The sequence below is a fragment of the Streptomyces canarius genome (assembly GCF_014650735.1).
GTDB lineage: Bacteria > Actinomycetota > Actinomycetes > Streptomycetales > Streptomycetaceae > Streptomyces > Streptomyces olivaceoviridis.
Genome location: NZ_BMVN01000025.1, coordinates 57,618 through 79,439 on the forward strand (window position 1 = coordinate 57,618; position 21,822 = coordinate 79,439).

The 21,822-nt window shown below is 71.2% G+C and carries 21 protein-coding genes; 18 read left to right on the forward strand and 3 right to left on the reverse strand.

Translation table 11 applies throughout. The features are described 5' to 3' along the window. Positions 1–191: 191 nt before the first annotated feature. The 7 genes from IE294_RS29405 to IE294_RS29435 all read left to right on the forward strand — a co-directional run bounded on the left by IE294_RS29405 (position 192) and on the right by IE294_RS29435 (position 8,113). The gene (locus IE294_RS29405) at positions 192–1,211 is read left to right on the forward strand and encodes an MraY family glycosyltransferase (RefSeq protein WP_189891042.1); all 1,020 of its coding nucleotides are present in this window, start codon (positions 192–194) and stop codon (positions 1,209–1,211) included. A 94-nt stretch (positions 1,212–1,305) separates the two neighbouring features. Further along, entirely contained in the window at positions 1,306–3,156 is a 1,851-nt protein-coding gene (gene dnaK / locus IE294_RS29410; RefSeq protein WP_058081273.1) for a molecular chaperone DnaK, read from the forward strand. Next, positions 3,156–3,812, forward strand: coding sequence for a nucleotide exchange factor GrpE (gene grpE / locus IE294_RS29415; RefSeq protein ID WP_132784687.1), 657 nt, complete (start codon positions 3,156–3,158; stop codon positions 3,810–3,812). The genes dnaK and grpE overlap by 1 nt, the downstream gene beginning before the upstream one ends. 33 nt (positions 3,813–3,845) lie before the next feature. Further along, positions 3,846–5,012: a molecular chaperone DnaJ gene (dnaJ, locus tag IE294_RS29420; RefSeq protein WP_189891044.1), complete on the forward strand. Its 1,167-nt coding sequence runs from the start codon at positions 3,846–3,848 to the stop codon at positions 5,010–5,012. A 5-nt stretch (positions 5,013–5,017) separates the two neighbouring features. Beyond that, on the forward strand, positions 5,018–5,482 hold the full coding sequence (locus IE294_RS29425; protein WP_189891046.1) for a heat shock protein transcriptional repressor HspR: 465 nt from the start codon (positions 5,018–5,020) through the stop codon (positions 5,480–5,482). A 306-nt stretch (positions 5,483–5,788) separates the two neighbouring features. Beyond that, entirely contained in the window at positions 5,789–6,895 is a 1,107-nt protein-coding gene (locus IE294_RS29430; protein WP_189891048.1) for a sugar ABC transporter substrate-binding protein, read from the forward strand. 174 nt (positions 6,896–7,069) lie between these two features. Further along, positions 7,070–8,113 carry a helix-turn-helix transcriptional regulator gene (locus IE294_RS29435; RefSeq protein ID WP_189816935.1) on the forward strand — a complete coding sequence of 348 codons (1,044 nt, stop codon included), beginning with the start codon at positions 7,070–7,072 and terminating at the stop codon, positions 8,111–8,113. Between the two features lie 19 nt (positions 8,114–8,132). Here the strand turns inward: IE294_RS29435 and IE294_RS29440 are convergent, their stop codons facing one another. Then, the gene (locus tag IE294_RS29440) at positions 8,133–9,077 is read right to left on the reverse strand and encodes a helix-turn-helix domain-containing protein (protein WP_373315865.1); all 945 of its coding nucleotides are present in this window, start codon (positions 9,075–9,077) and stop codon (positions 8,133–8,135) included. 170 nt (positions 9,078–9,247) lie between these two features. Between IE294_RS29440 and IE294_RS29445 the strand changes: the two genes are divergently transcribed. Both IE294_RS29445 and IE294_RS29450 read left to right on the forward strand, forming a co-directional pair. Then, on the forward strand, positions 9,248–9,451 hold the full coding sequence (locus IE294_RS29445; RefSeq protein WP_189891144.1) for a hypothetical protein: 204 nt from the start codon (positions 9,248–9,250) through the stop codon (positions 9,449–9,451). Positions 9,452–9,454: 3 nt separating this feature from the next. Further along, positions 9,455–9,790, forward strand: coding sequence for a Rieske (2Fe-2S) protein (locus IE294_RS29450; RefSeq protein WP_041665387.1), 336 nt, complete (start codon positions 9,455–9,457; stop codon positions 9,788–9,790). A gap of 154 nt (positions 9,791–9,944) precedes the next feature. Here IE294_RS29450 and IE294_RS29455 read toward each other — a convergent pair whose 3' ends face one another. Then, positions 9,945–10,358, reverse strand: a complete 414-nt coding sequence (locus IE294_RS29455; RefSeq protein ID WP_058081276.1) for a pyridoxamine 5'-phosphate oxidase family protein — start codon at positions 10,356–10,358, stop codon at positions 9,945–9,947. Between the two features lie 117 nt (positions 10,359–10,475). Here IE294_RS29455 and clpB point away from each other — a divergent pair, with 117 nt between their 5' ends. Together clpB and IE294_RS29465 are read left to right on the forward strand one after the other, a co-directional pair. Further along, a complete protein-coding gene (gene clpB / locus IE294_RS29460; protein WP_189891052.1) occupies positions 10,476–13,073 on the forward strand; it encodes an ATP-dependent chaperone ClpB in 2,598 nt (865 codons plus the stop codon). A gap of 307 nt (positions 13,074–13,380) precedes the next feature. Continuing rightward, positions 13,381–13,911, forward strand: coding sequence for a type III secretion system chaperone family protein (locus IE294_RS29465; RefSeq protein ID WP_015493304.1), 531 nt, complete (start codon positions 13,381–13,383; stop codon positions 13,909–13,911). A 54-nt stretch (positions 13,912–13,965) separates the two neighbouring features. Here the strand turns inward: IE294_RS29465 and IE294_RS29470 are convergent, their stop codons facing one another. Beyond that, complete coding sequence (locus tag IE294_RS29470) at positions 13,966–15,150, reverse strand: pyridoxal phosphate-dependent aminotransferase (protein ID WP_189891054.1); 1,185 nt, start codon at positions 15,148–15,150, stop codon at positions 13,966–13,968. A 141-nt stretch (positions 15,151–15,291) separates the two neighbouring features. On the opposite strand from IE294_RS29470, the gene IE294_RS29475 reads away from it, so the two are divergent. From IE294_RS29475 to fbaA, 7 genes are all read left to right on the forward strand, one after another. Then, positions 15,292–15,657 (forward strand): hypothetical protein, encoded by a 366-nt coding sequence (locus tag IE294_RS29475; protein WP_189891055.1) that lies wholly within the window; start codon positions 15,292–15,294, stop codon positions 15,655–15,657. 332 nt (positions 15,658–15,989) lie between these two features. After that, a complete protein-coding gene (locus IE294_RS29480) occupies positions 15,990–16,526 on the forward strand; it encodes a DUF2617 family protein (RefSeq protein ID WP_189891057.1) in 537 nt (178 codons plus the stop codon). 79 nt (positions 16,527–16,605) lie between these two features. Continuing rightward, on the forward strand, positions 16,606–18,240 hold the full coding sequence (locus IE294_RS29485) for a polyamine aminopropyltransferase (RefSeq protein ID WP_189891059.1): 1,635 nt from the start codon (positions 16,606–16,608) through the stop codon (positions 18,238–18,240). Positions 18,241–18,292: 52 nt separating this feature from the next. Beyond that, the gene (locus IE294_RS29490; RefSeq protein WP_189891061.1) at positions 18,293–19,180 is read left to right on the forward strand and encodes an SRPBCC family protein; all 888 of its coding nucleotides are present in this window, start codon (positions 18,293–18,295) and stop codon (positions 19,178–19,180) included. Positions 19,181–19,238: 58 nt separating this feature from the next. Further along, positions 19,239–20,027 carry an aldose epimerase family protein gene (locus tag IE294_RS29495; RefSeq protein WP_189891063.1) on the forward strand — a complete coding sequence of 263 codons (789 nt, stop codon included), beginning with the start codon at positions 19,239–19,241 and terminating at the stop codon, positions 20,025–20,027. A 31-nt stretch (positions 20,028–20,058) separates the two neighbouring features. Beyond that, positions 20,059–20,610: an orotate phosphoribosyltransferase gene (gene pyrE / locus IE294_RS29500; RefSeq protein ID WP_189891134.1), complete on the forward strand. Its 552-nt coding sequence runs from the start codon at positions 20,059–20,061 to the stop codon at positions 20,608–20,610. 144 nt (positions 20,611–20,754) lie between these two features. Next, entirely contained in the window at positions 20,755–21,786 is a 1,032-nt protein-coding gene (gene fbaA / locus IE294_RS29505) for a class II fructose-bisphosphate aldolase (RefSeq protein WP_189816924.1), read from the forward strand. Positions 21,787–21,822: the final 36 nt, after the last annotated feature.

Here is a 21,822-nt window from a genome sequence, read left to right on the forward strand (position 1 = left end):
TGAGGCGGCCTCGGTCGACACGAGCTGTCTGAGCTGATCGACATTACTAAGCGGTAACTTATGTAGTCCGTCTGAGACTACCCCCATCTTCCGCCGGGATGCAGCAGAGCGCGGGGTGATCTGGGTCGCCGCCAGTCAATCGGATCGTGTTATTCGTACCGAATTGATACTTTCGCCCCTACCTTAGAGCCGTGCTCTACGGGATCGCCGCCGCCACCGCAGCCCTTCTCCTCACCGCCGTGCTCGCGGCGGCGCTCCGGCTGCCCGCCCGGAGGGCCGGGATCCTGGACCGGCGCCGGCAGCGGCCCCTGCCCCTCCTCGGCGGTCTCGCGGTCGTGATCGTCACCTGTCTGGTCGCCGGAACGGGGGAGTGGACCGGGGTCGCCCCGCTCGGGGACGGGGTCGGACGGCTGCTCATGGCCGCCGCGGCCGTCGCCGGGCTGGGCCTGGTGGCCGACGTGTGGCGGCTGCGCGCGCGCGTGCTCGTCACCGGGACGGCCGTGGCGGCGGTCTGCGTGGTGCCGTACGACGAGACGGGCGCGCCGGGCGGGCTGCTGGCCATCGGCTGGATCGTCCTCGCCACCCTCGCCTTCAAGGGGCTGGACCACGCCGACGGGCTGGCCGGGACGGTCGGGGTGGTCACCGCCTTCGGCGCCGGGGCCTGCGCCGCCGCCGAGGTGATGGACGGGCTGGCGGTGCTGCTGAGCGTGGTCGCCGCCGCGCTCACCGGCTTCCTGATGCACAACTGGTATCCCGCGCGGGTCGGGCTCGGCGCCTGCGGCTCGCTGTTCACCGGGTTCGTGCTGTCGTCGTCGGTGGTCTTCACGCGCGCGGGGTACGACGCCGGGCCGAGCGCGGCGGTGGTGTTCTGCCTCGGTGCCGTGGCCGTCGCCGACGCCCTGCTCGTGGTCCTCGCCCGGGGGGTGGCCCGGCGCCCGCTGCTGCGGCGCGGCCCCGACCACCTCGCGCACCGGCTGCGGCGGCTCGGGCTCGCCCCGCAGGGGTCGGTCGTGCTGCTGGGGGCCGGCTGCTTCTCCTCGGTGCTCGTGGGCGTGCTCGTGCACACCGGGTGGACGGGGGACTCGGCCGTGCTCTGGGTGGCCGGCGGGGTGGCGTTCGCCGTTCTCGTCCTCCTTTTGATTCCCGCTCCGCAGGGTCGCCGCCCGCCATCGACGCAGGTCAGCGGGCACTTGCGTGTAAGGAACGGATAAGAGTTGAGTCTGGCTGGCTCAGGTCTGTTGACCCAGCGCCTCTCCTCGTGCACACTTGAGCCTGTTCCACTCAAGTCAGCTGGAGGAATCAACCATGGCACGTGCGGTCGGCATCGACCTGGGCACGACTAACTCCGTCGTCAGCGTTCTGGAGGGCGGCGAGCCCACCGTCATCACCAACGCCGAGGGTGCCCGGACCACGCCGTCCGTCGTCGCCTTCGCCAAGAACGGCGAGGTGCTCGTCGGCGAGGTCGCCAAGCGCCAGGCGGTCACGAACGTGGACCGGACCATCCGCTCGGTGAAGCGCCACATGGGCACCGACTGGAAGATCCAGCTCGACGGCAAGGACTTCAACCCGCAGCAGATCTCCGCGTTCATCCTTCAGAAGCTGAAGCGGGACGCCGAGGCCTACCTGGGCGAGAAGGTCACGGACGCGGTCATCACCGTCCCGGCCTACTTCAACGACTCCGAGCGCCAGGCCACGAAGGAGGCCGGTGAGATCGCCGGTCTGAACGTCCTGCGCATCGTCAACGAGCCCACCGCGGCGGCGCTCGCCTACGGCCTCGACAAGGACGACCAGACGATCCTCGTCTTCGACCTCGGTGGCGGCACCTTCGACGTGTCCCTCCTGGAGATCGGCGACGGCGTCGTCGAGGTGAAGGCCACCAACGGTGACAACCACCTCGGTGGTGACGACTGGGACCAGCGCGTCGTCGACTACCTGGTCAAGCAGTTCCAGTCCGGCCACGGCGTGGACCTGTCCAAGGACAAGATGGCCCTCCAGCGCCTGCGCGAGGCCGCCGAGAAGGCCAAGATCGAGCTGTCCTCCTCGACCGAGACCTCGATCAACCTGCCGTACATCACCGCGTCCGCCGAGGGCCCGCTGCACCTGGACGAGAAGCTCACCCGAGCCCAGTTCCAGCAGCTGACGGCCGACCTGCTGGAGCGCTGCAAGACGCCGTTCCACAACGTCATCAAGGACGCCGGCATCTCCATCAACGACATCGACCACGTCGTGCTCGTCGGTGGCTCCACCCGTATGCCCGCCGTCGCCGAGCTCGTCAAGGAGCTGACCGGCGGCAAGGAGGCCAACAAGGGTGTGAACCCGGACGAGGTCGTCGCCATCGGAGCCTCGCTCCAGGCCGGTGTCCTCAAGGGCGAGGTCAAGGACGTCCTGCTCCTCGACGTCACCCCGCTGTCCCTCGGCATCGAGACCAAGGGCGGCATCATGACCAAGCTGATCGAGCGCAACACCACGATCCCGACCAAGCGGTCCGAGATCTTCACCACGGCCGAGGACAACCAGCCGTCCGTGCAGATCCAGGTCTACCAGGGCGAGCGCGAGATCGCGGCCTACAACAAGAAGCTCGGCATGTTCGAGCTGACCGGTCTGCCGCCGGCGCCGCGTGGCGTCCCGCAGATCGAGGTCTCCTTCGACATCGACGCCAACGGCATCATGCACGTCACGGCGAAGGACCTCGGCACCGGCAAGGAGCAGAAGATGACCGTCACCGGCGGCTCCTCGCTCCCGAAGGAAGAGGTCGACCGCATGCGCGAGGAGGCCGAGCGCTACGCGGAGGAGGACCACAAGCGCCGCGAGGCCGCCGAGGCCCGCAACCAGGGCGAGCAGCTGGTCTACCAGACCGAGAAGTTCCTCAAGGACAACGAGGACAAGGTCCCCGGCGAGATCAAGACCGAGGTCGAGGCCGCGGTCGGCGAGCTGAAGGAAGCCCTCAAGGGCGAGGACAGCGCCGAGATCCGCTCCGCCACCGAGAAGGTCGCCGCCGTCTCGCAGAAGCTGGGCCAGGCGCTGTACGCCGACGCCCAGGGCGCGCAGGCCGCGGGCGGCCCCGAGGGTGCGACCGCCGGTGGCGCCAAGGCCGCCGACGACGACGTGGTGGACGCCGAGATCGTGGACGACGAGCGCAAGGACGGGGCCGCGTAATGACGGAGGAGACCCCGGGCTTCGAGGAGAAGCCCGACGTCCCCTCCGGCGCCACCTCCGACGACGCCGAGCCGAAGGCCGCCCCCGAGGAGGGGGCGGCCCCGGCCGGGGACGGACACGCAGAGAACGCCGGTCTGGTCGCCCAGCTGGACCAGGTGCGCACGGCGCTGAGCGAGCGCACGGCGGACCTCCAGCGGCTCCAGGCCGAGTACCAGAACTACCGCCGCCGGGTCGAGCGCGACCGGATCGCGGTCAAGGAGATCGCCATCGCGAACCTCCTGACCGAGCTCCTGCCCGTGCTCGACGACATCGGCCGCGCGCGGGAACACGGCGAGCTGGTCGGCGGCTTCAAGTCGGTGGCCGAGTCGCTGGAGACCGTCGCGGCCAAGATGGGCCTCCAGCAGTTCGGCAAGGAGGGCGAGCCCTTCGACCCGACGATCCACGAGGCCCTGATGCACAGTTACGCGCCGGACGTCACCGAGACGACCTGCGTGGCCATCCTGCAACCCGGGTACCGCATCGGCGAGCGCACCATCCGCCCCGCGCGGGTGGCCGTCGCCGAACCGCAGCCCGGCGCGCAGACCGTCAAGGCCGAGGGTGCCGAGGAGACGCCGGCGGCCGACGACAAGGAGAACGGTGGCCCGGACGAGGGCTGACGTGAACACTGACGGGAAGGAGGGGCGTCGAGGATGAGCACCAAGGACTTCATCGAGAAGGACTACTACAAGGTCCTCGGCGTCCCGAAGGACGCCACCGAGGCCGAGATCAAGAAGGCGTACCGGAAGCTCGCCCGCGAGTTCCACCCGGACGCCAACAAGGGCAACGCCAAGGCGGAGGAGCGCTTCAAGGAGATCTCCGAGGCGAACGACGTCCTCGGCGACCCCAAGAAGCGCAAGGAGTACGACGAGGCGCGCGCGCTGTTCGGCAACGGCGGCTTCCGCCCCGGGCCGGGCGCGGCCGGCGGCTCCTTCAACTTCGACCTGGGCGACCTCTTCGGAGGCGCCGCCCAGGGCGGAGGCTTCGGTGGCGGACTCGGTGACGTCTTCGGGGGCCTGTTCAACCGCGGCGGTGCCGCGGGCACGCGCACCCAGCCCCGGCGCGGCCAGGACATCGAGTCCGAGGTCACGCTGAGCTTCACGGAGGCCATCGAGGGGGCCACGGTGCCCCTGAGGATGTCCTCCCAGGCGCCCTGCAAGGCCTGTTCGGGCACCGGCGACAAGAACGGCACACCGCGCGTGTGCCCGACCTGTGTCGGCACCGGTCAGGTCGCCCGGGGTTCCGGTGGCGGCTTCTCGCTCACCGACCCCTGCCCCGACTGCAAGGGCCGCGGCCTGATGGCCGAGCACCCCTGCCCGGAGTGCAAGGGCAGCGGGCGCGCCAAGTCGTCCCGCACGATGCAGGTCCGCATCCCGGCGGGCGTCACCGACGGGCAGCGGATCCGGCTGCGCGGCAAGGGCGCGCCCGGCGAGCGGGGCGGCCCGGCCGGCGACCTGTACGTGGTCGTCCACGTGGGCGAGCACCCGGTGTTCGGACGCAAGGGCGACAACCTCACCGTCACCGTGCCGGTGACGTATCCCGAGGCGGCTCTCGGCGGCGAGGTGCGGGTGCCGACGCTCGGCGGTCCGCCCGTCACCCTGAAACTGCCGCCCGGCACGCCCAACGGCCGCACCATGCGCGCCCGGGGCAAGGGCGCGGTCCGCAAGGACGGCACCCGCGGCGACCTCCTGGTCACCGTCGAGGTGAGTGTTCCCACGGACCTGTCGGGGAAGGCTCGTGACGCACTGGAGGCGTATCGCGAGGCGACCGCGGGCGAGGACCCGCGGGCGGAGCTGTTCGAGGCCGCGAAGGGAGCTTGAGAGTGATGGACGGCCGTCGGCGCGGTGACAATTTTCGTGGGCCGTACGAACTGACCGAGGAGACCCCGGTCTACGTCATCTCGGTGGCGGCCCAGCTCTCCGGACTCCACCCGCAGACGCTGCGCCAGTACGACCGCTTGGGCCTGGTCTCGCCCGACCGCACCGCCGGCCGGGGCCGCCGCTACTCGGCCCGTGACATCGAACTGCTCCGCCAGGTGCAGCAGTTGTCGCAGGACGAGGGCATCAACCTGGCCGGAATCAAGCGGATCATCGAACTGGAGAACCAGGTCGCCGCGCTCCAGTCCCGCGTGGCGGAGCTGGAGGCGGCCCTGGACGGCGCGGCGGCGGCGATGCAGCAGCGCGAGGCGGCCGTGCACGCCTCCTACCGGCGCGACCTGGTCCCGTACCAGGAGGTCCAGCAGACCAGCGCGTTGGTGGTGTGGCGGCCGAAGCGGCAGCAGCAGGACTGACGCGCACAGGCGCACACGAAGAGGGGCCCGGATTCCGGGCCCCTCTTCGTGTCTCTCACGACTCGTGCGGAACCGCCCTGGTTGTACGGGTCTTTGCCGTTCCCATGAACTCCCTTGACGTGGAGGGCCAGTAAAGGGCCTTTGAAGGGCGTTTCGCATGACCTCCACAGATGCAGCGGAGCGTGCTGTTGCGCACTCGTTAAGTGATTCTTCTTGACGCCAGGTGTGGCCTGCGCGTTGTCTTTTCAGACACCTGGGCCGTATAGCAACGCCCACGTCCGGAACACACCTGAAGTGAGCCCTCGCATGCGCCGTATCGCCATATCCGTGGCCGTGTCCACGATGACCCTCTCGCTCGCCGGCTGTGGCGTGCTGAACGTGACGGGGGACGGCGCGAGTGCGAGCCCGACCAAGGGCAACGACATCACGGTGGGCCTGCTGCTGCCGGAGAAGGCGAACACCCGCTACGACAAGTTCGACTACCCCATCATCCGGGACAAGGTGGCCGAACTCACCAAGAAGCAGGGCAAGGTGGAGTACGCCAACGCCGACGCGAACGCCGCCCGGCAGTCCGAGCAGATGCAGAACATGATCGACGGCAAGGTCGACGTCATCCTCATCGACGCCGTGGACGCGCACGCCATCGCCGGCGAGGTGAAGAAGGCCAAGGACGCGGGGATTCCGGTCATCGCCTACGACCGTCTCGCCGAGGGCCCGATCGACGCCTACATCTCCTTCGACAACGAACTCGTCGGCGAGGTGCAGGGCCGCACCCTGCTGGAGGCCCTGGGCCCGGACGCCGGCACCTCCGACAAGATCGTCATGATGAACGGGTCGCCCACCGACCCGAACGCCAAGCAGTTCAAGGAGGGGGCGCTCTCCGAGCTGAACGGCAAGGTGGACATCGCGGACAGCTACGACACCGTCAAGTGGAAGCCGGAGTACGCCGAGGCCAACATGGCCAAGGCCATCGCGAAGATCGGCAAGGACAACATCGCCGGCGTCTACTCCGCCAACGACGGTATGGCGGGCGGCATCATCAAGGCCCTGAAGGCGGCCGGTGTCACCGATCTGCCCCCGATCACCGGTCAGGACGCCGAACTGGACGCCGTGCAGCGGGTGCTGGCGGACGAGCAGTACATGAGCGTCTTCAAGTCCTACCCGGACGAGGCCGAGGCCGCCGCGCAGATGGCCGTCACCAAGCTCCAGGGCAAGGACATCCAGTTCGACGCCCTCACCCAGGACCGGGTGGATAGCCCCACCACCAAGGACATCCCGGCCAAGCTGGTCCAGGTGACCGCGCTGACCAAGCGCACCATCAAGGACACGGTCGTCGCGGACGGCATCTACACCGTCGACCAGATCTGCACCGCCAAGTACAAGGCGGCCTGCGCGGCGGTCGGTCTGAAGTAGGACGCCGCGTTCCACCCCCGGCCGGCCGCGGTGCGCGGAGCGGACCGGTGCCGAAACCCGGACACAGCGGCATTTTCCGGTGCCCGCCGTGGAGGGAGCCGTGTTGCGGACCCGGTTCGGCGCCGCGCATAGTTGCGCCACGGAAGTGGCAGCACACCGGGGGTGGAATGGGCGATGGCCGGGCACGGGGCGGAGGAGCATCCTCACGGTGCCGACCGGCTGTGCGCAGCCGGGGACCGGGTGTACTCCCGTGCCGTGCGCCGGGGACGGGTGCCGCGCACGGACGCCGAACCGGTGCCCTGCCTGCTGGAGCTCGCCCTGCTGCACCCCGACCCGGACGACATGGACTGGCTGGTGCCGACCTCCCCGCAGGAGGTCATGACCCGGCTGCTGCGCGGGGTCTACGACGAGGTCAGCGCGAGTCAGCGGCGGATGGGCTCGGCGGTGGCCGCGTTCGAGTGGTACGCGGGCCTGGGAAGGCAGCTGAACGCGCTGGCGGCGCCGGCCGAGGGCAGCGCCATCCGGGTCCTGGACGGGCTCTCCCGCATCCAGGCCGCGATGGACGAGGCGACCGAGGCGTGCACCACCGAGGTGCTCACCGTGCAGCCCGGCGGCATCCGGCGGGAGGCGGAGCTCTCCGAGGGCCTGCACCGGGCGCTGGCGCTGCGCGGCCGGGGCGTGCGGATGCGGGACCTGTACACGCATGTGGCCCGGCACGGCCAGGGCCTGCTGAACTACCTTGAGCTGATGGGCGACGCGGTGGAGGCGCGCACCCTGGACGAGGTCATCGACCGGCTCATCCTCTTCGACCGCACGGTGGCGTTCATCCCCGCCAACACCGACCGCACGATGGCCCTGGAGCTGCGCCACCCGGCCCTCATCGCCTACCTGGTGACGATCTTCGAACGGCTGTGGCGCCTGGCGATCCCGCTCACGGCCCCGCTCCCCGACACCGGCATCGAGGGCATCTCGCACCGCGAGCAGTCCATCGCCGCGCTGCTTGCCGAGGGCCACCAGGACGCGGTCATCGCCGAACGCCTGGGCATCAGCGTGCGCACCTGCCGGGCCCACATCGCCCGTCTGTCGGAGACCCTGGGCGCGGCCAGCCGTACCCAACTCGGCGTCCGCATCGCCCAGGTCGGTCTGGACGGCCACCGCCCTCCCCTGCCGACCACCGCCCTCGCCGGTCCGGAGCAGGAACCCCCGGCCGTGCGCTGAGCCTTGGCGGGACCGCGCCTCAGTGCTCCCGGTCGAGGATGCCGGACTGGGCGATGAGGTAGCCGAGTTGCGCGCGGCTGCCGCTGCCGAGGGCCTGGGCCAGCTTGGCGATGTGGGCCCGGCAGGTGCGCACGTTCATGCCGAGGCGGCGGGCGATGGCCTCGTCGACATGGCCCTCGACCAGGAGCTTGGCGATGGAGTGCTGGATGTCCGTGATGCCGTCCGGGGCCGTCTCGTAGGGGGCGCCGGTGCTCAGCGGCACGGCGCGGGCCCACATGAACTCGAACACCTTGATCAGGTAGCGCACCAGGCCGGGGTGGCGGAGTTCCAGGGCGACCTGGCGGTCGTCGCGCACGGGGATGAAGGCGACGGTCTCGTCGCAGATGATGAGCCGCTCCACCAGTTCGTCGATGGTGCGGTACTCCACCTTCCCGACGGAGAACTGGGCCACGTACCCGAGGGTCTCGGGGCTGTAGCGGGCGGTGTGCTGGTACAGGGTCCGGATGCGTACGCCGCGTTCGAGGAGGGGGCGGTCGCGTTCCAGGCCCTGGAGGAGGGTGTGTTCCAGCCGGCGGCTGGTCGGCTGCACGGTCAGCACCTCGGAGCGGCACTCGGCCGTCGCCACGTCGAGGGCGGCGTTGATGCGGTCCAGGCCCTCCAGCACCGAGATGGCGTGGGTGGAGGTGGTGTCCTGGGCGCTGAGCGCCATGAACGGTTCGAAGACCTCGGCCAGTTCGATCGACAGGCGCCTGCGGTCGGAGATCTCGCGCTCGATCGGATTGAGCCGCTGGGCCAGGGCGACGGACGGCGGGGTGGGGCGCAGCCAGTTCGCGTCGTCCGGATCCGGTTGCAGGAGGGCGAACTCCATGAGGCAGGGGGCGGCTTCCGCGTCCGCGCGGGCTATCCGCCCCACGCGCAGTGCCTTGGCGTAAAGGCCGCTACCCTCCTCGCAGAGTTCGGTCATGGCATGGGGATGTGACGCTTTGGTCCGATTTGTTGGCAAATCTCCACCCCCCAGGGTCCTGAACATGCAGGAACATGATGCACCGATCGTGTGGCCATGACGTGCCCAAATGAGACATCGTCTTGTTCGACGGGGGAAGAGGGGACCTTCAAGTGAGGACGAAGCCGAATATGCGCAACAAATTGCTTCGGTCGATGCTTGCCGTCGCCTTCTCCACCGTTGTGGCCATTGGCGCGCTGAGTGGCCTCTCCGGTGCGAAGCGTGACGCCGCGGGCGATACGACCTGGGGAGTGGCTCCCCGGACAGTCGCCATGAGTGACGGCAGCACCGGGACGGCTCATTCCTATGGTGTGGACGACACCACCTGGGGCTGACTGATGACTACTCCACCCGACGACCGGTCCTTCCGTCGCGAGATGGCCACCGCCTACCGCTCCGGCTGGCACTTCATCGACCTGGTCACGGCCATCCCGCACAGTGGTGACTCGCTGATGGTCACCGTGTTCGGTGAGCCGGTCGTCGTCACGCGGGACGAGGACGGGGATGTGCGGGCGTACCGGTGCCTGCGCAAGCCGCGTGGCGCGCCGCAGCCGGTGCGCTGTGCCATCCGGTACGGAATGATCTTTGTGAACCTGGACCGGCGGGACCACCGGCTGTCCGAGCCGGCGCCGTCCGACGTACGAACCATCTCGGCCACCCCCCGCAGTGCCTGACGCGATTCCCCCGTCGTAACAGATCGCTCAGGTGCTTCCCCCCGCAGCGGCGTCACCGTGACCTGAACACGGTGACGCCGCTGCAGTTTGCGGCGACATTTCGGGGTATGGGCCTACTCCACGGTGGCCGGAAACAGCCGGACGTCGGCCGCGCTCAGCCGCGCCCCAGCACCCGCTCCACCTCGATCTCGATCACCACCCGGGACGGGTTCGGCGAGGGCGTCCGCTCGTACCGCTCCGCGTAGCGCCGCTCCGCCTCCGCGACCCGCTCCGGCTCGGCGCGCACCCGCGCCCGCCCCTCCAGCGTCGCCCAGCGCCGGCCGTCCACCTGGCACACCGCCACCCTGGCCCCCTCGGCCCCGGCCGCGCGCACATGGGCCACCTTTGTGCTGGTCCTGTTGGTGATCACCCGGGCCAGCCGTGCCGAGGCGTCGTAGGTCACCCCCACCGGCACCACGTGCGGGCTGCCGTCCGGGCGGAGGGTCGTCAAGGTGCACAGATGCCGTTCGCGCCAGAAGGCGAGGTACGGCTCGTCCGGGGCAGCCGGATCCTGGGAGTACGAGGCCATGCCGTGAACCTAACCGAACACCGCCGGGACCCGTGCGCGGCCTGCCTTGAGTGGAATAGACTCAAGTTTGTGTACGTTGGTTGAGGCAGGACCGTCGGGTAGGAGGAGAACGCACACGTGGACGCCGAGCTGACCAACAGGAGCCGGGACGCGATCAACGCGGCGAGCAATCGTGCCCTCACCGAGGGGCACCCGGATCTCACCCCCGCTCACCTGCTGCTGGCTCTGCTCCAGGGGCAGGACAACGAGAACATCACCGACCTGCTCGCGGCCGTCGAGGCCGACCAGGCCGCCGTACGCTCCGGCGCGGAGCGCATCCTCGCCGGTCTGCCCAGCGTGACCGGGTCCACCGTCGCGCCTCCGCAGCCGAACCGCGAGATGCTCGCCGTGATCGCGGACGCCGCCGAGCGCGCCAAGGCGCTCGGCGACGAGTACCTGTCCACCGAGCACATGCTCATCGGCATCGCCGCGAAGGGCGGCGCCGCCGGGGACGCGCTCAAGGAGCAGGGCGCCGATGCGAAGAAACTTCAGGAGGCCTTCCAGAAGGCCAGGGGAGGACGCCGCGTGACCACCGCCGACCCGGAGGGCCAGTACAAGGCCCTGGAGAAGTTCGGCACCGACTTCACCGCCGCCGCCCGCGAGGGCCGGCTCGACCCGGTCATCGGGCGGGACCAGGAGATCCGGCGGGTCGTGCAGGTGCTGAGCCGTCGTACGAAGAACAACCCCGTCCTCATCGGTGAGCCGGGCGTCGGCAAGACCGCCGTGGTCGAGGGGCTCGCCCAGCGGATCGTCAAGGGCGACGTGCCCGAGTCGCTGAAGGACAAGCGGCTGGTCGCGCTCGACCTCGGCGCGATGGTGGCCGGCGCCAAGTACCGCGGCGAGTTCGAGGAGCGCCTCAAGGCCGTCCTGTCGGAGATCAAGGAGTCCGACGGGCAGATCATCACCTTCATCGACGAGCTGCACACCGTCGTGGGCGCCGGTGCCGGCGGCGACTCCGCCATGGACGCGGGCAACATGCTGAAGCCGATGCTCGCCCGCGGTGAGCTGCGCATGATCGGCGCGACCACGCTGGACGAGTACCGGGAGCGGATCGAGAAGGACCCGGCGCTGGAGCGCCGCTTCCAGCAGGTCTTCGTCGGCGAGCCGAGCGTCGAGGACACCATCGCGATCCTGCGCGGGCTCAAGGGGCGCTACGAGGCCCACCACAAGGTGCAGATCAACGACTCCGCGCTGGTGGCCGCCGCGACCCTGTCCGACCGGTACATCACCTCCCGCTTCCTGCCGGACAAGGCCATCGACCTCGTCGACGAGGCGGCCTCCCGGCTGCGCATGGAGATCGACTCCTCGCCCGTGGAGATCGACGAGCTCCAGCGCTCCGTCGACCGGCTGCGGATGGAGGAGCTGGCCCTCAGCAAGGAGACCGACCCGGCCTCCCTCGCCCGCCTGGAGAAGCTGCGCCGCGACCTCGCCGACAGGGAGGAGGAGCTGCGCGGCCTGACCGCCCGCTGGGAGAAGGAGAAGCAGTCCCTCAACCGGGTCGGTGAGCTCAAGGAGCGCCTGGACGACCTGCGCGGACAGGCCGAACGGGCCCAGCGCGACGGCGACTTCGACACCGCGGCCAAGCTGCTGTACGGCGAGATCCCGCAGCTGGAGAAGGAGCTGGAGGCCGCCTCCGCCGCCGAGGAGGAGGTCGCCAAGGACACCATGGTCAAGGAGGAGGTCGGCTCCGACGACATCGCCGACGTCGTCGCCGCCTGGACCGGCATCCCCGCCGGGCGCCTGCTGGAGGGCGAGACGCAGAAGCTGCTGCGCATGGAGGAGGAGATCGGCAAGCGGCTCATCGGCCAGGGCGAGGCCGTACGGGCCGTGTCGGACGCCGTGCGCCGCTCGCGGGCCGGGATCGCCGACCCCGACCGGCCCACCGGGTCCTTCCTCTTCCTCGGCCCGACCGGTGTCGGCAAGACCGAACTGGCCAAGGCGCTCGCGGACTTCCTCTTCGACGACGAGCGGGCCATGGTCCGCATCGACATGTCGGAGTACGGCGAGAAGCACAGCGTGGCCCGGCTGGTCGGCGCGCCCCCCGGGTACGTCGGCTACGAGGAGGGCGGCCAGCTCACCGAGGCCGTGCGCCGGCGCCCGTACAGCGTGATCCTGCTGGACGAGGTGGAGAAGGCCCACCCGGAGGTCTTCGACATCCTGCTCCAGGTGCTGGACGACGGCCGGCTGACGGACGGTCAGGGCCGTACGGTCGACTTCCGCAACACCATCCTGGTCCTCACCTCCAACCTGGGCAGCCACTTCCTGATGGACCCGCTGACCACCGAGGAGCAGAAGAAGGAGCAGGTGCTGGAGACCGTCCGGGCCTCCTTCAAGCCGGAGTTCCTCAACCGGCTGGACGACCTCGTGGTCTTCTCGGCGCTCACCAAGCCCGAGCTGGAGCGGATCGCGGCGCTCCAGATCGACCGGCTGGCCCGGCGGCTTGCCGAGCGGCAGCTCACCCTGGACGTCACCCCGCAGGCGCTGGCCTGGCTGGCGGAGGAGGGCCTGGACCCGGCCTACGGCGCCCGGCCGCTGCGCCGGCTGGTGCAGAGCGCCATCGGTGACCGGCTCGCCAAGGAGATCCTGTCCGGCGAGGTCAAGGACGGCGACACGGTCCGCGTGGACCGCTTCGGCGAGGGCCTGCTGGTCGGCCCCGCGACGGAGAAGACCCTGTAGCCGCACGCGGGCACACCACGGCCCCTTGTCCCGGCCCTGTGCCGGGCAGGGGGCCGTCGTGCCGTGCGGGCCGCTCAGACGCCGCTCAGGGCGTCGTACAGGGACCACCACACCGCAGAAGGCCGGCAGCCCCACCACAGGACCCACAGGGCCCCTCGCACCGCTCCGGGGCTGCGCAGGACCGCGTCATCACCCGCCCCGGCCCCGCCGGCTTCCTTTCCGCCCTCGGCTGACAGGCGGCACGGGGTTGCCATCCCCCGCCCCTCCTGGGGGAGGATGGCGGCATCCGCATGAAGGGAAAATCACGGTGAGCATCGACCCGTCCTCGATTCCGAACTTCGGGGGCCAGCCCGAACCGCAGCCCCAAGGACCGGCGGGCCCCGTCCTCCCGGATCAGGACCTGGTGAAGCAGCTTCTCGACCAGATGGAGCTGAAGTACGTCGTCGACGAGGAGGGTGACCTCGCCGCGCCGTGGGAGCAGTTCCGCACTTACTTCATGTTCCGGGGAGAGGCCGAACAGGCGATCTTCTCGGTGCGGACCTTCTACGACCGCCCCCACAAGATCGACGAGAAGCCGCAGCTGCTGGAGTCCATCGACGACTGGAACCGCCGCACCCTGTGGCCCAAGGTGTACACCCACACCCATGACGACGGCACCGTCCGTCTGATCGGCGAGGCCCAGATGCTGATCGGCACGGGCGTCGACATCAACCACTTCGTCTCCTCCACGGTCAGCTGGGTGCGGGCCGCGATCGAGTTCGACAAGTGGCTGGTCGAGCAGCTCGGCCTGGAGCAGGAGGTCAACGACTCCGAGCAGCCCGAGGACGACGGGGAGTAACCCGGACCCGGCCGGTCCGGGGGCCTTCGCGCCCCCGGACCGCAGTCCGCGCGCTCACATGCGCCGCAGCCGCTCCGCCGCCTCGCGCAGGACGTCCTCCCGCTTGCAGAAGGCGAACCGCACGAACGGCGCCCCGGCCTCCCGGTCGTCGTAGAAGACCGCGTTCGGGATGGCCACCACGCCCGCCCGCTCCGGCAGCGCGCGGCAGAAGGCGAAGCCGTCCTTCTCGCCCAGGGGCCGGATGTCGGTGGTGACGAAGTACGTCCCGGCCGGCCGGAACACCTCGAAGCCCGCCGCCGTCAGCCCCTCCGCCAGGATCTCCCGGCGCGCCAGCATGCCCCGGCGGAACTCCTCGAAGTAGGAGTCGGGCAGGGCGAGGGCCTCGGCCACCGCGTACTGGAAGGGGCCCGAGGAGACGTACGTCAGGAACTGCTTCACCGCGCGGACCGCGCTGACCAGCTCCGGCGCGGCCGTCACCCAGCCGACCTTCCAGCCGGTGAACGAGAAGGTCTTGCCGGCCGAACCGATGCTCACCGTCCGCTCCCGCATCCCGGGGAACCCGGCCAGCGGCAGGTGCTCGGCGCCGTCGAAGACCAGGTGCTCGTAGACCTCGTCGGTCACCACCAGCAGATCCCGCTCCACCGCCAGCTCGGCGACGGCGGCCAGCTCCGCGCGCGTGAGGACCGTGCCGGTGGGGTTGTGCGGGGTGTTGATCAGCAGCAGCCGGGTGCGGTCGGTGACCGCCGCGCGCAGCTCGTCCAGGTCCAGCCGGAAGCTTCCCTCGTGCGGGCGCAGGGTGACCGGCACCCGGGTGCCGCCCGCCATCGCGATGCTCGCCGCGTACGAGTCGTAGTACGGCTCCAGCGCCACCACCTCGTCCCCCGGCTCGACCAGCGCCAGCAGCGCGGCGGCGATGGCCTCGGTCGCGCCCGCCGTGACCAGCACTTCGGTGTCGGGGTCGTAGGACAGGCCGTAGCGGCGCAGCTGGTGCGCGGCGATCGCGGTACGCAGCTCGGGGACGCCGGGGCCGGGCGGGTACTGGTTGCCGCGGCCGTCGCGCAGCGCGCGCACGGCGGCCTCCCGGATCTCCTCGGGGCCGTCGGTGTCGGGGAAGCCCTGGCCCAGGTTGATCGATCCGGTCGCCACGGCGAGCGCCGACATCTCGGCGAAGATCGTCGTCCCGAAAGCGGCGAGCCGGCGGTTGAGGTGGGGGCGTGCGCTGGAGGTCATGCCGGTCATCCTGCGCTCAAGCTCTGGAGTTCCTCAACTGTGCTTTGCGCTCCGGCGTGGCCGGGCATCCCCCGGTCACCGCGGTAGGACGCGGCAACGGCGAGGCGCCCACGGGGGGCCGCTTCGGGGGAACGGAAGGAGGGTGGCGCCATGACCGTCGGCATCATCCTGGCGGTGGCCGTGGTTCTGGTCATCGCGGCGGCGGCGGGCCGTAACCGCCGCAACCGGCGCGTCGGAGTGCCGCTCGGCAAGGGCGGCCGGCGGAACCGCGCGTACCGCGGTTCGGCGTCGTCGTCGGCGGCCTACGCGGGCAGCGGGGGCGACAACAGCTGGTGGGCCGGCGGCGGCTCCGGCTCGTCCGGCGGGCACGGGGGACACGGCGGGCACGGGGGACACGGGGGTCACTCCTGCGGAGGTAATTCGTCGTGCGGCGGGAGTTCGTCGTGCGGTGGGGGCTCGTCCTGCGGCGGGGGTTCGTCGTGCGGCGGCGGGGGCGGATGCGGCGGAGGCGGCTGACACGGGGCAGCCGAGCTTCCGGAACGGGGGGATCCGCATCCGGGTCGCACACGGCCGGGCGGCCGTCGGGGGAGACCTCCCGGCGGGCGCCCGGCCGCTTCCGTTCCCCGCGCCCGGCGTACGCCGGGGTTGAACAGTTGAGCTGTGGAGCCCTCTGAGGGATGGAAAGCCCACGAAGTTGGGTAAAAACGCTGTGGCGGCGCCACTGTTCATGATTCCCTCTAAATCGCCAACGCAGCCCCTCGGACGTCCCCCAGGCTCCCCACCCCGGCCGGGCCGGCTGGGCTGACATGGCCGATCTCCCCCTCCTTGCGTGTTAGCGGAGCCGATCCATGCTCACGACCCTGAACACCACCTACACCGATACGCGCGCTGCGGATCTCGCCTGGGCCCTGGGACGCGAGCCGCTGCCCGCCCTGGCCACCCTCGATCTCGAACTCACCGGCGCGAAACTACAGTTGAGGCTGCTCGGCGCGTCCCACCAGGTGCTCCTGGAGGAAGAGCGAGGCCGCTGTTCGGAGACGGTCGCCTGCATCCCCGGCTCCAGCACCCCGCTGCCGCTGGGCGTCGCCAAGCGCGTCGGCGACTGGGAGTACGAGTTCGCCGCCCGCGTGGAGGTGCTCACCCCCGGCTCGTTCGCGGGCCGCGCCCAGGAACTGCTGGCCCTGGTATCCGACCACCCGCACGGCCTCGCCGGAGTCTTCCCGGGCAGCCCGCACGCCTTCACCGCGATGCTGGCCCAGCACCAGGAGGGCCAGGTGCACTGGCGCACCTGGCACGCCTACCCGCAGGACGGCCAGCTGGTGGCCACCCGGACCCGGGTGGGGGCACGGAAGCGGACGGCGGCCCGGCACTCCGCGGCGACATAAACCCGCACTGCGTCAACCGCCCCCAGATCCACACGTGTGGGTGACGAAGCGTGCCCGGCGAGTGACGTAACGTCGCAGGGTGATCGAACCGCACGCCCCCGCGCCCCCGGGCGCCCCGCCCTCCTGGACAGGCCCCGCTCGGCTGCCCGTCCGGCCCGGCACCGGGCGGTTCCTGGTCCTCGTGTGCGTGTTCGTCTGCGCGGCCTGCGGCCTCGTGTACGAACTCGAACTCGTCGCCTTCGCCTCGTACTTGATGGGTGACCCGGTCACCCAGGCCTCCGTGGTGCTCTCCGTGATGGTGTTCGCGATGGGCATCGGCTCGCTCGGCGCCAAGCGGCTGCGCTGCCACGCGGCGGCCGGATTCGGCGCGGTCGAGTCGGCCCTCGCGCTGATCGGCGGGTGCAGCGCCATGGCCCTGTACGCCGTCTTCGCCTGGACCGCCGGCTGGGGCGGGATGTGGGCCGACGGGCCGCGCTGCCTCCTGGTCGCCTTCTCCCTCGCCATCGGCCTGCTCATCGGTGCCGAGGTCCCGCTGCTGATGGAGCTGATCCAGCGCATCCGCCGGCAGGACGCGGGCGGCGCGGTGGCCGACCTGTTCGCCGCGGACTACGTGGGCGCGCTGGTCGGCGGACTCGCCTTCCCGTTCCTCCTGCTGCCGTTCCTCGGCCAGTTGACGGGCGCCCTGCTGACGGGGACGGTCAACGTCGTCGCGGGCGGCGCCCTGGTCCTCGGCCTCTTCCGCCGCGACCTCACCCGCCGCGCCCGCTGGACCCTGCTCCTCGCCGGGCTCACCGTCCTCGGCGTCCTCGCCTCCGCCGCCGCCCTCGCCGGCGACTTCGAACGGGCCGCCCGGCGCGCCGTCTACGGCACGGACGTCCGGGTGGCCGTGCAGACCGGCGTCCAGGAGGTCGTCCTCGCCGGCGGCACCCACGGCGAACCCCTCGACCTCTTCCTCGACGGCCGCCTCCGGGTCGGCGGCCGGGACGAGCACCGCTACCACGAGGCCCTGGTCCGGCCGGCCCTGACCGGCCCGCACGCGCGCGTGCTGATCCTCGGCGGCGGCGACGGCCTGGCCGCCCGCGAGGTGCTGCGCCACCCCGGGGTGCGCCGCGTGGACATCGTCGAACTCGACCCCGGTCTGGTACGGCTGGCCCGCCGCGACCCCGGCCTGTCCGCCCTCAACGGGCACGCGCTCGCCGACCCGCGCGTGCGGGTCACCACGGCCGACGCGCTCACCTGGCTGCGGGAGACGAGCGGACCGGCGTACGACGTCGTGATCAGCGACCTGCCCGACCCCGGGATCACCGCCGGCGCCAAGCTGTACTCCCAGGAGTTCTACGGCCTGGCCCGCCGCGTCCTGGCCCCGCACGGCCGCCTGGTGGTGCACGCGGGGCCCGTCGCCGCCCGGCCCCGCGCCTTCTGGACCGTCGCCGCCACCCTGCGCGCCGCCGGTTTCGCCGTCTCGCCCTACCGGGTGCCCGGCCACGGTTCCGCCTGCGCGGCCGGCCCCGACCGCTCCACGGGGGCGTCCCGGGCGCCACACGACTGGGGGTTCCTGCTGGCGGCGCGCGGGGACGCCGCGCCCGCTCTGCGCGTGGGCCGCGGGCGCGCGGGGGCCTTGACGCAGGCCGGGCTGACGGCGGACGCGCGGGCGGCGCAACGGACGCGGGTGTCCGGGGTGCCGGTGTCGACACTGGTGCATCCGAGGTACTGAGCGGCCGCACGGCCGGGTGAGTTCCGGCGACAACTGGGTAGGCTCCACGGACATGGAGCACCAGGTCTTCGTCCCGGCCCCCGCCGAGCGGATCGGCGCGGCACTGGCCGACCAGACACGCGTGGCCCGGGCCGTTCCCGGCCTGCAACAGGACGCCGGTGCCGAACCGATCACCGGCCGGCTCAAGCTGCGGGTCGGTGGACACTCCGTCACCTACCGCGGCACGGCCCGGGTGACCGCCCGCGAGGACGGCACGTACGCCGTCGTGGGCGACGCCGCCGAGGCGCGCGGCACCGGCGCGGTCAAGCTCGCCCTGACCCTGCGCCTCGCGGATGCCGAGGGCGGCTGCACGGTCACGGCCGAGGGCACGGCGGACGCGACCGGCCGGATCGCGGAGCTGCCGGCGGAGACGGTGGCCGCCGCGGCGACCCGGCTGCTGGGCCGTTTCCTGGAGTCGCTGGCCGCCGGTGCCGGTGCCGGTGCGGACGCCGACGCGGGCGCTCGGCCGGAGCCCCCCGCCGGTGCCGCCCGCACCTCCGTCTTCGACACCGAGGTCCCCCCGTCCGCCCTGGCCCCGGACGCGGACGAGGACCTCGACGCGGACGAAGACCTCGACACGGACACCGGCACGGTCCGGGAGACGGACACCGGCACGGACGCGGACGCCGACACCGGGATCGTCACCGCCTCCACCGACCGCCCCTCCGGCGACTTCACCGAGACCGGTGAACCCCCCGCCGAGGCCGCGCACGCCCGCCGCACGATGATCGGCCGCAGCGCCGAGGAGGTCGACCACGCCCCGCCGCGCGGTCGCTACGCCCCCGTCCCGGCGCCGCAGACGGTCACGGCGACCTCCGCACTGCGCTGGGCGGCACCGGCGGCGGCACTGGTCGTGGCGTCGGCGATCGTCGTGAGCAAGGCACTGCGCAAACGCCGCTGAGCGGACGCGCCCCCCAAGGGCGCGGTCGGCACCGTTCTCCCCCCAGTACTGTCGTCCCGTGAGTAACGAAGACATCACGCTGACCGCAGGCGAAGCGGAAGCACGCGTCAGCCCGGCCAACGGCGGCCGTATCAGCAGCCTCAAGATCGGCTCCCTGGAACTGCTGAGGCAGGGGGACCGCTACGGCTGCTTCCCGATGGTGCCCTGGTGCGGACGGATCCGGGACGGCCGCTTCCTGGACGGCGGCACCGTCCGCCAGATGCCGCTCAACTCCCCGCCGCACGCCATCCACGGCACCGCCCGCGACGGCGCCTGGCGCACCGCGCGCGTCTCGGAGAACGAGGCGGTGATCACGTACGAGCTGACCGACCCCTGGCCGCACCCCGGCCGCGTCACCCAGATCGTCGCGCTCGCCGAGGACGGCCTGACGCTGACGATGGCCGTGGAGACGTACGACGACTCCTTCCCGGCGCAGCTCGGCTGGCACCCGTGGTTCCACCGCAACCTCGGCGGCGAGGACGTCCGGCTGGACTTCGAGCCCGCCTGGCAGGAGGAGCGCGGCGCCGACCACCTGCCCACCGGCAACCGCGTCGACCCGCGGCCGGGCCCCTGGGACGACTGCTTCGGCATGCCCGGCGGCGTCGACGTCACCCTCACCTGGCCCGGCCAGCTGCAGCTGAAGGTGGCGAGCCGGGAGGACTGGGTGGTGGTCTACGACGAGCAGGCCGAGGCCGTCTGCGTGGAGCCGCAGACCGGGCCGCCCAACGGGCTGAACACCCTCCCGCGCCTGGTCACGCCGCTGGACCCGCTGGAAGCCGGGACGACCTGGAGCTGGCGGCGGCTCTAAGCTGGTCGGCATGACGGACGTCAACGGAGTAATGCCGACAGGCACACGCGGCGCGCTGCTGCAACAGATCAAGGACAAGGCCGTGGTGCACGGCAAGGTGACCCTCTCCTCCGGTCTGGAGGCGGACTACTACATCGACCTGCGCCGCGTCACCCTCGACGGCGAGGCCGCCCCGCTGGTCGGTCAGGTCCTGCTGGACCTGACCGCGGACCTTGAGTTCGACGCGGTCGGCGGGCTCACCATGGGCGCCGACCCGGTCGCCGCCGCCATGCTGCACGCCGCCGCCGCGCGCGGGCGCAAGGTCGACGCGTTCGTCGTCCGCAAGGCCGCCAAGGCGCACGGGCTCCAGCGGCGCGTCGAGGGCCCGGACATCGCGGGCCGCCGGGTCCTGGTGGTGGAGGACACCTCCACCACCGGCGGTTCCCCGCTGACCGCCGTCGAGGCCGTCCGCGAGGCCGGTGCCGAGGTCGTCGCCGTCGCGACCATCGTGGACCGGGCGACCGGCGCCGCCGAGAAGATCGAGGCCGGAGCGGGCGTTCCGTACCGGTTCGCCTTCTCGAAGGATGAACTGGGTCTGGACTGACCGGGCGGTTTGACCTGCACTTGACCGGGGCGCCGACCCAGCACCCCATGTCTGGAAAGATGGGGCCGACGATGACGTCGCACCCCAGGTCTAGGTCAGGGCCGTAACGCAGAACGCCAACCCGCAACACAAGGAGCGGACAGGATGCCCATCGCAACCCCCGAGGTCTACAACGAGATGCTCGACCGGGCGAAGGCAGGCAAGTTCGCCTACCCGGCCATCAACGTGACTTCCTCGCAGACCCTGAACGCGGCCCTGCGCGGCTTCGCGGAGGCGGAGAGCGACGGCATCGTCCAGATCTCGACCGGCGGGGCCGAGTTCCTCGGCGGGCAGTACAGCAAGGACATGGTGACCGGTGCCGTGGCCCTCGCCGAGTACGCGCACGTCCTCGCCGAGAAGTACCCGGTCAACATCGCCCTGCACACCGACCACTGCCCGAAGGACAAGCTCGACGGGTACGTGCGTCCGCTGATCGCGATCTCCGAGGAGCGCGTCAAGGCCGGCCGCAACCCGCTGTTCCAGTCGCACATGTGGGACGGCTCCGCCGAGACCCTCGCCGACAACCTCTCCATCGCCCAGGAGCTGCTGGAGCGCGCCCACGCCGCCAAGATCATCCTGGAGGTGGAGATCACCCCGACCGGCGGTGAGGAGGACGGCGTCTCCCACGAGATCAACGACGAGCTGTACACCACCGTCGACGACGCGATCCGCACCGCCGAGGCCCTGGGCCTGGGCGAGAAGGGCCGCTACCTGCTGGCCGCCTCCTTCGGCAACGTGCACGGCGTGTACAAGCCGGGCAACGTCGTGCTGCGCCCGGAGCTGCTGAAGGAGCTGAGCGAGGGCGTCGCCGCCAGGTTCGGCAAGCCTGCTTCTCCTGGCCCCTTCGACTTCGTCTTCCACGGCGGCTCCGGCTCCACCGAGCAGGAGATCCAGACCGCGCTGGAGAACGGCGTGGTGAAGATGAACCTCGACACGGACACCCAGTACGCCTTCACCCGTCCGGTCGCCGGCCACATGTTCCAGAACTACGACGGCGTGCTGAAGGTCGACGGCGAGGTCGGCAACAAGAAGGCCTACGACCCGCGCACCTGGGGCAAGCTGGCCGAGGCGGGCATGGCCGCGCGCGTCGTCGAGGCCACGCAGAACCTGCGCTCGGCGGGCAACAAGATCAAGTAAGCGGTACGGCGTTCCAGCGGGCCCGGCGGCTGTCCA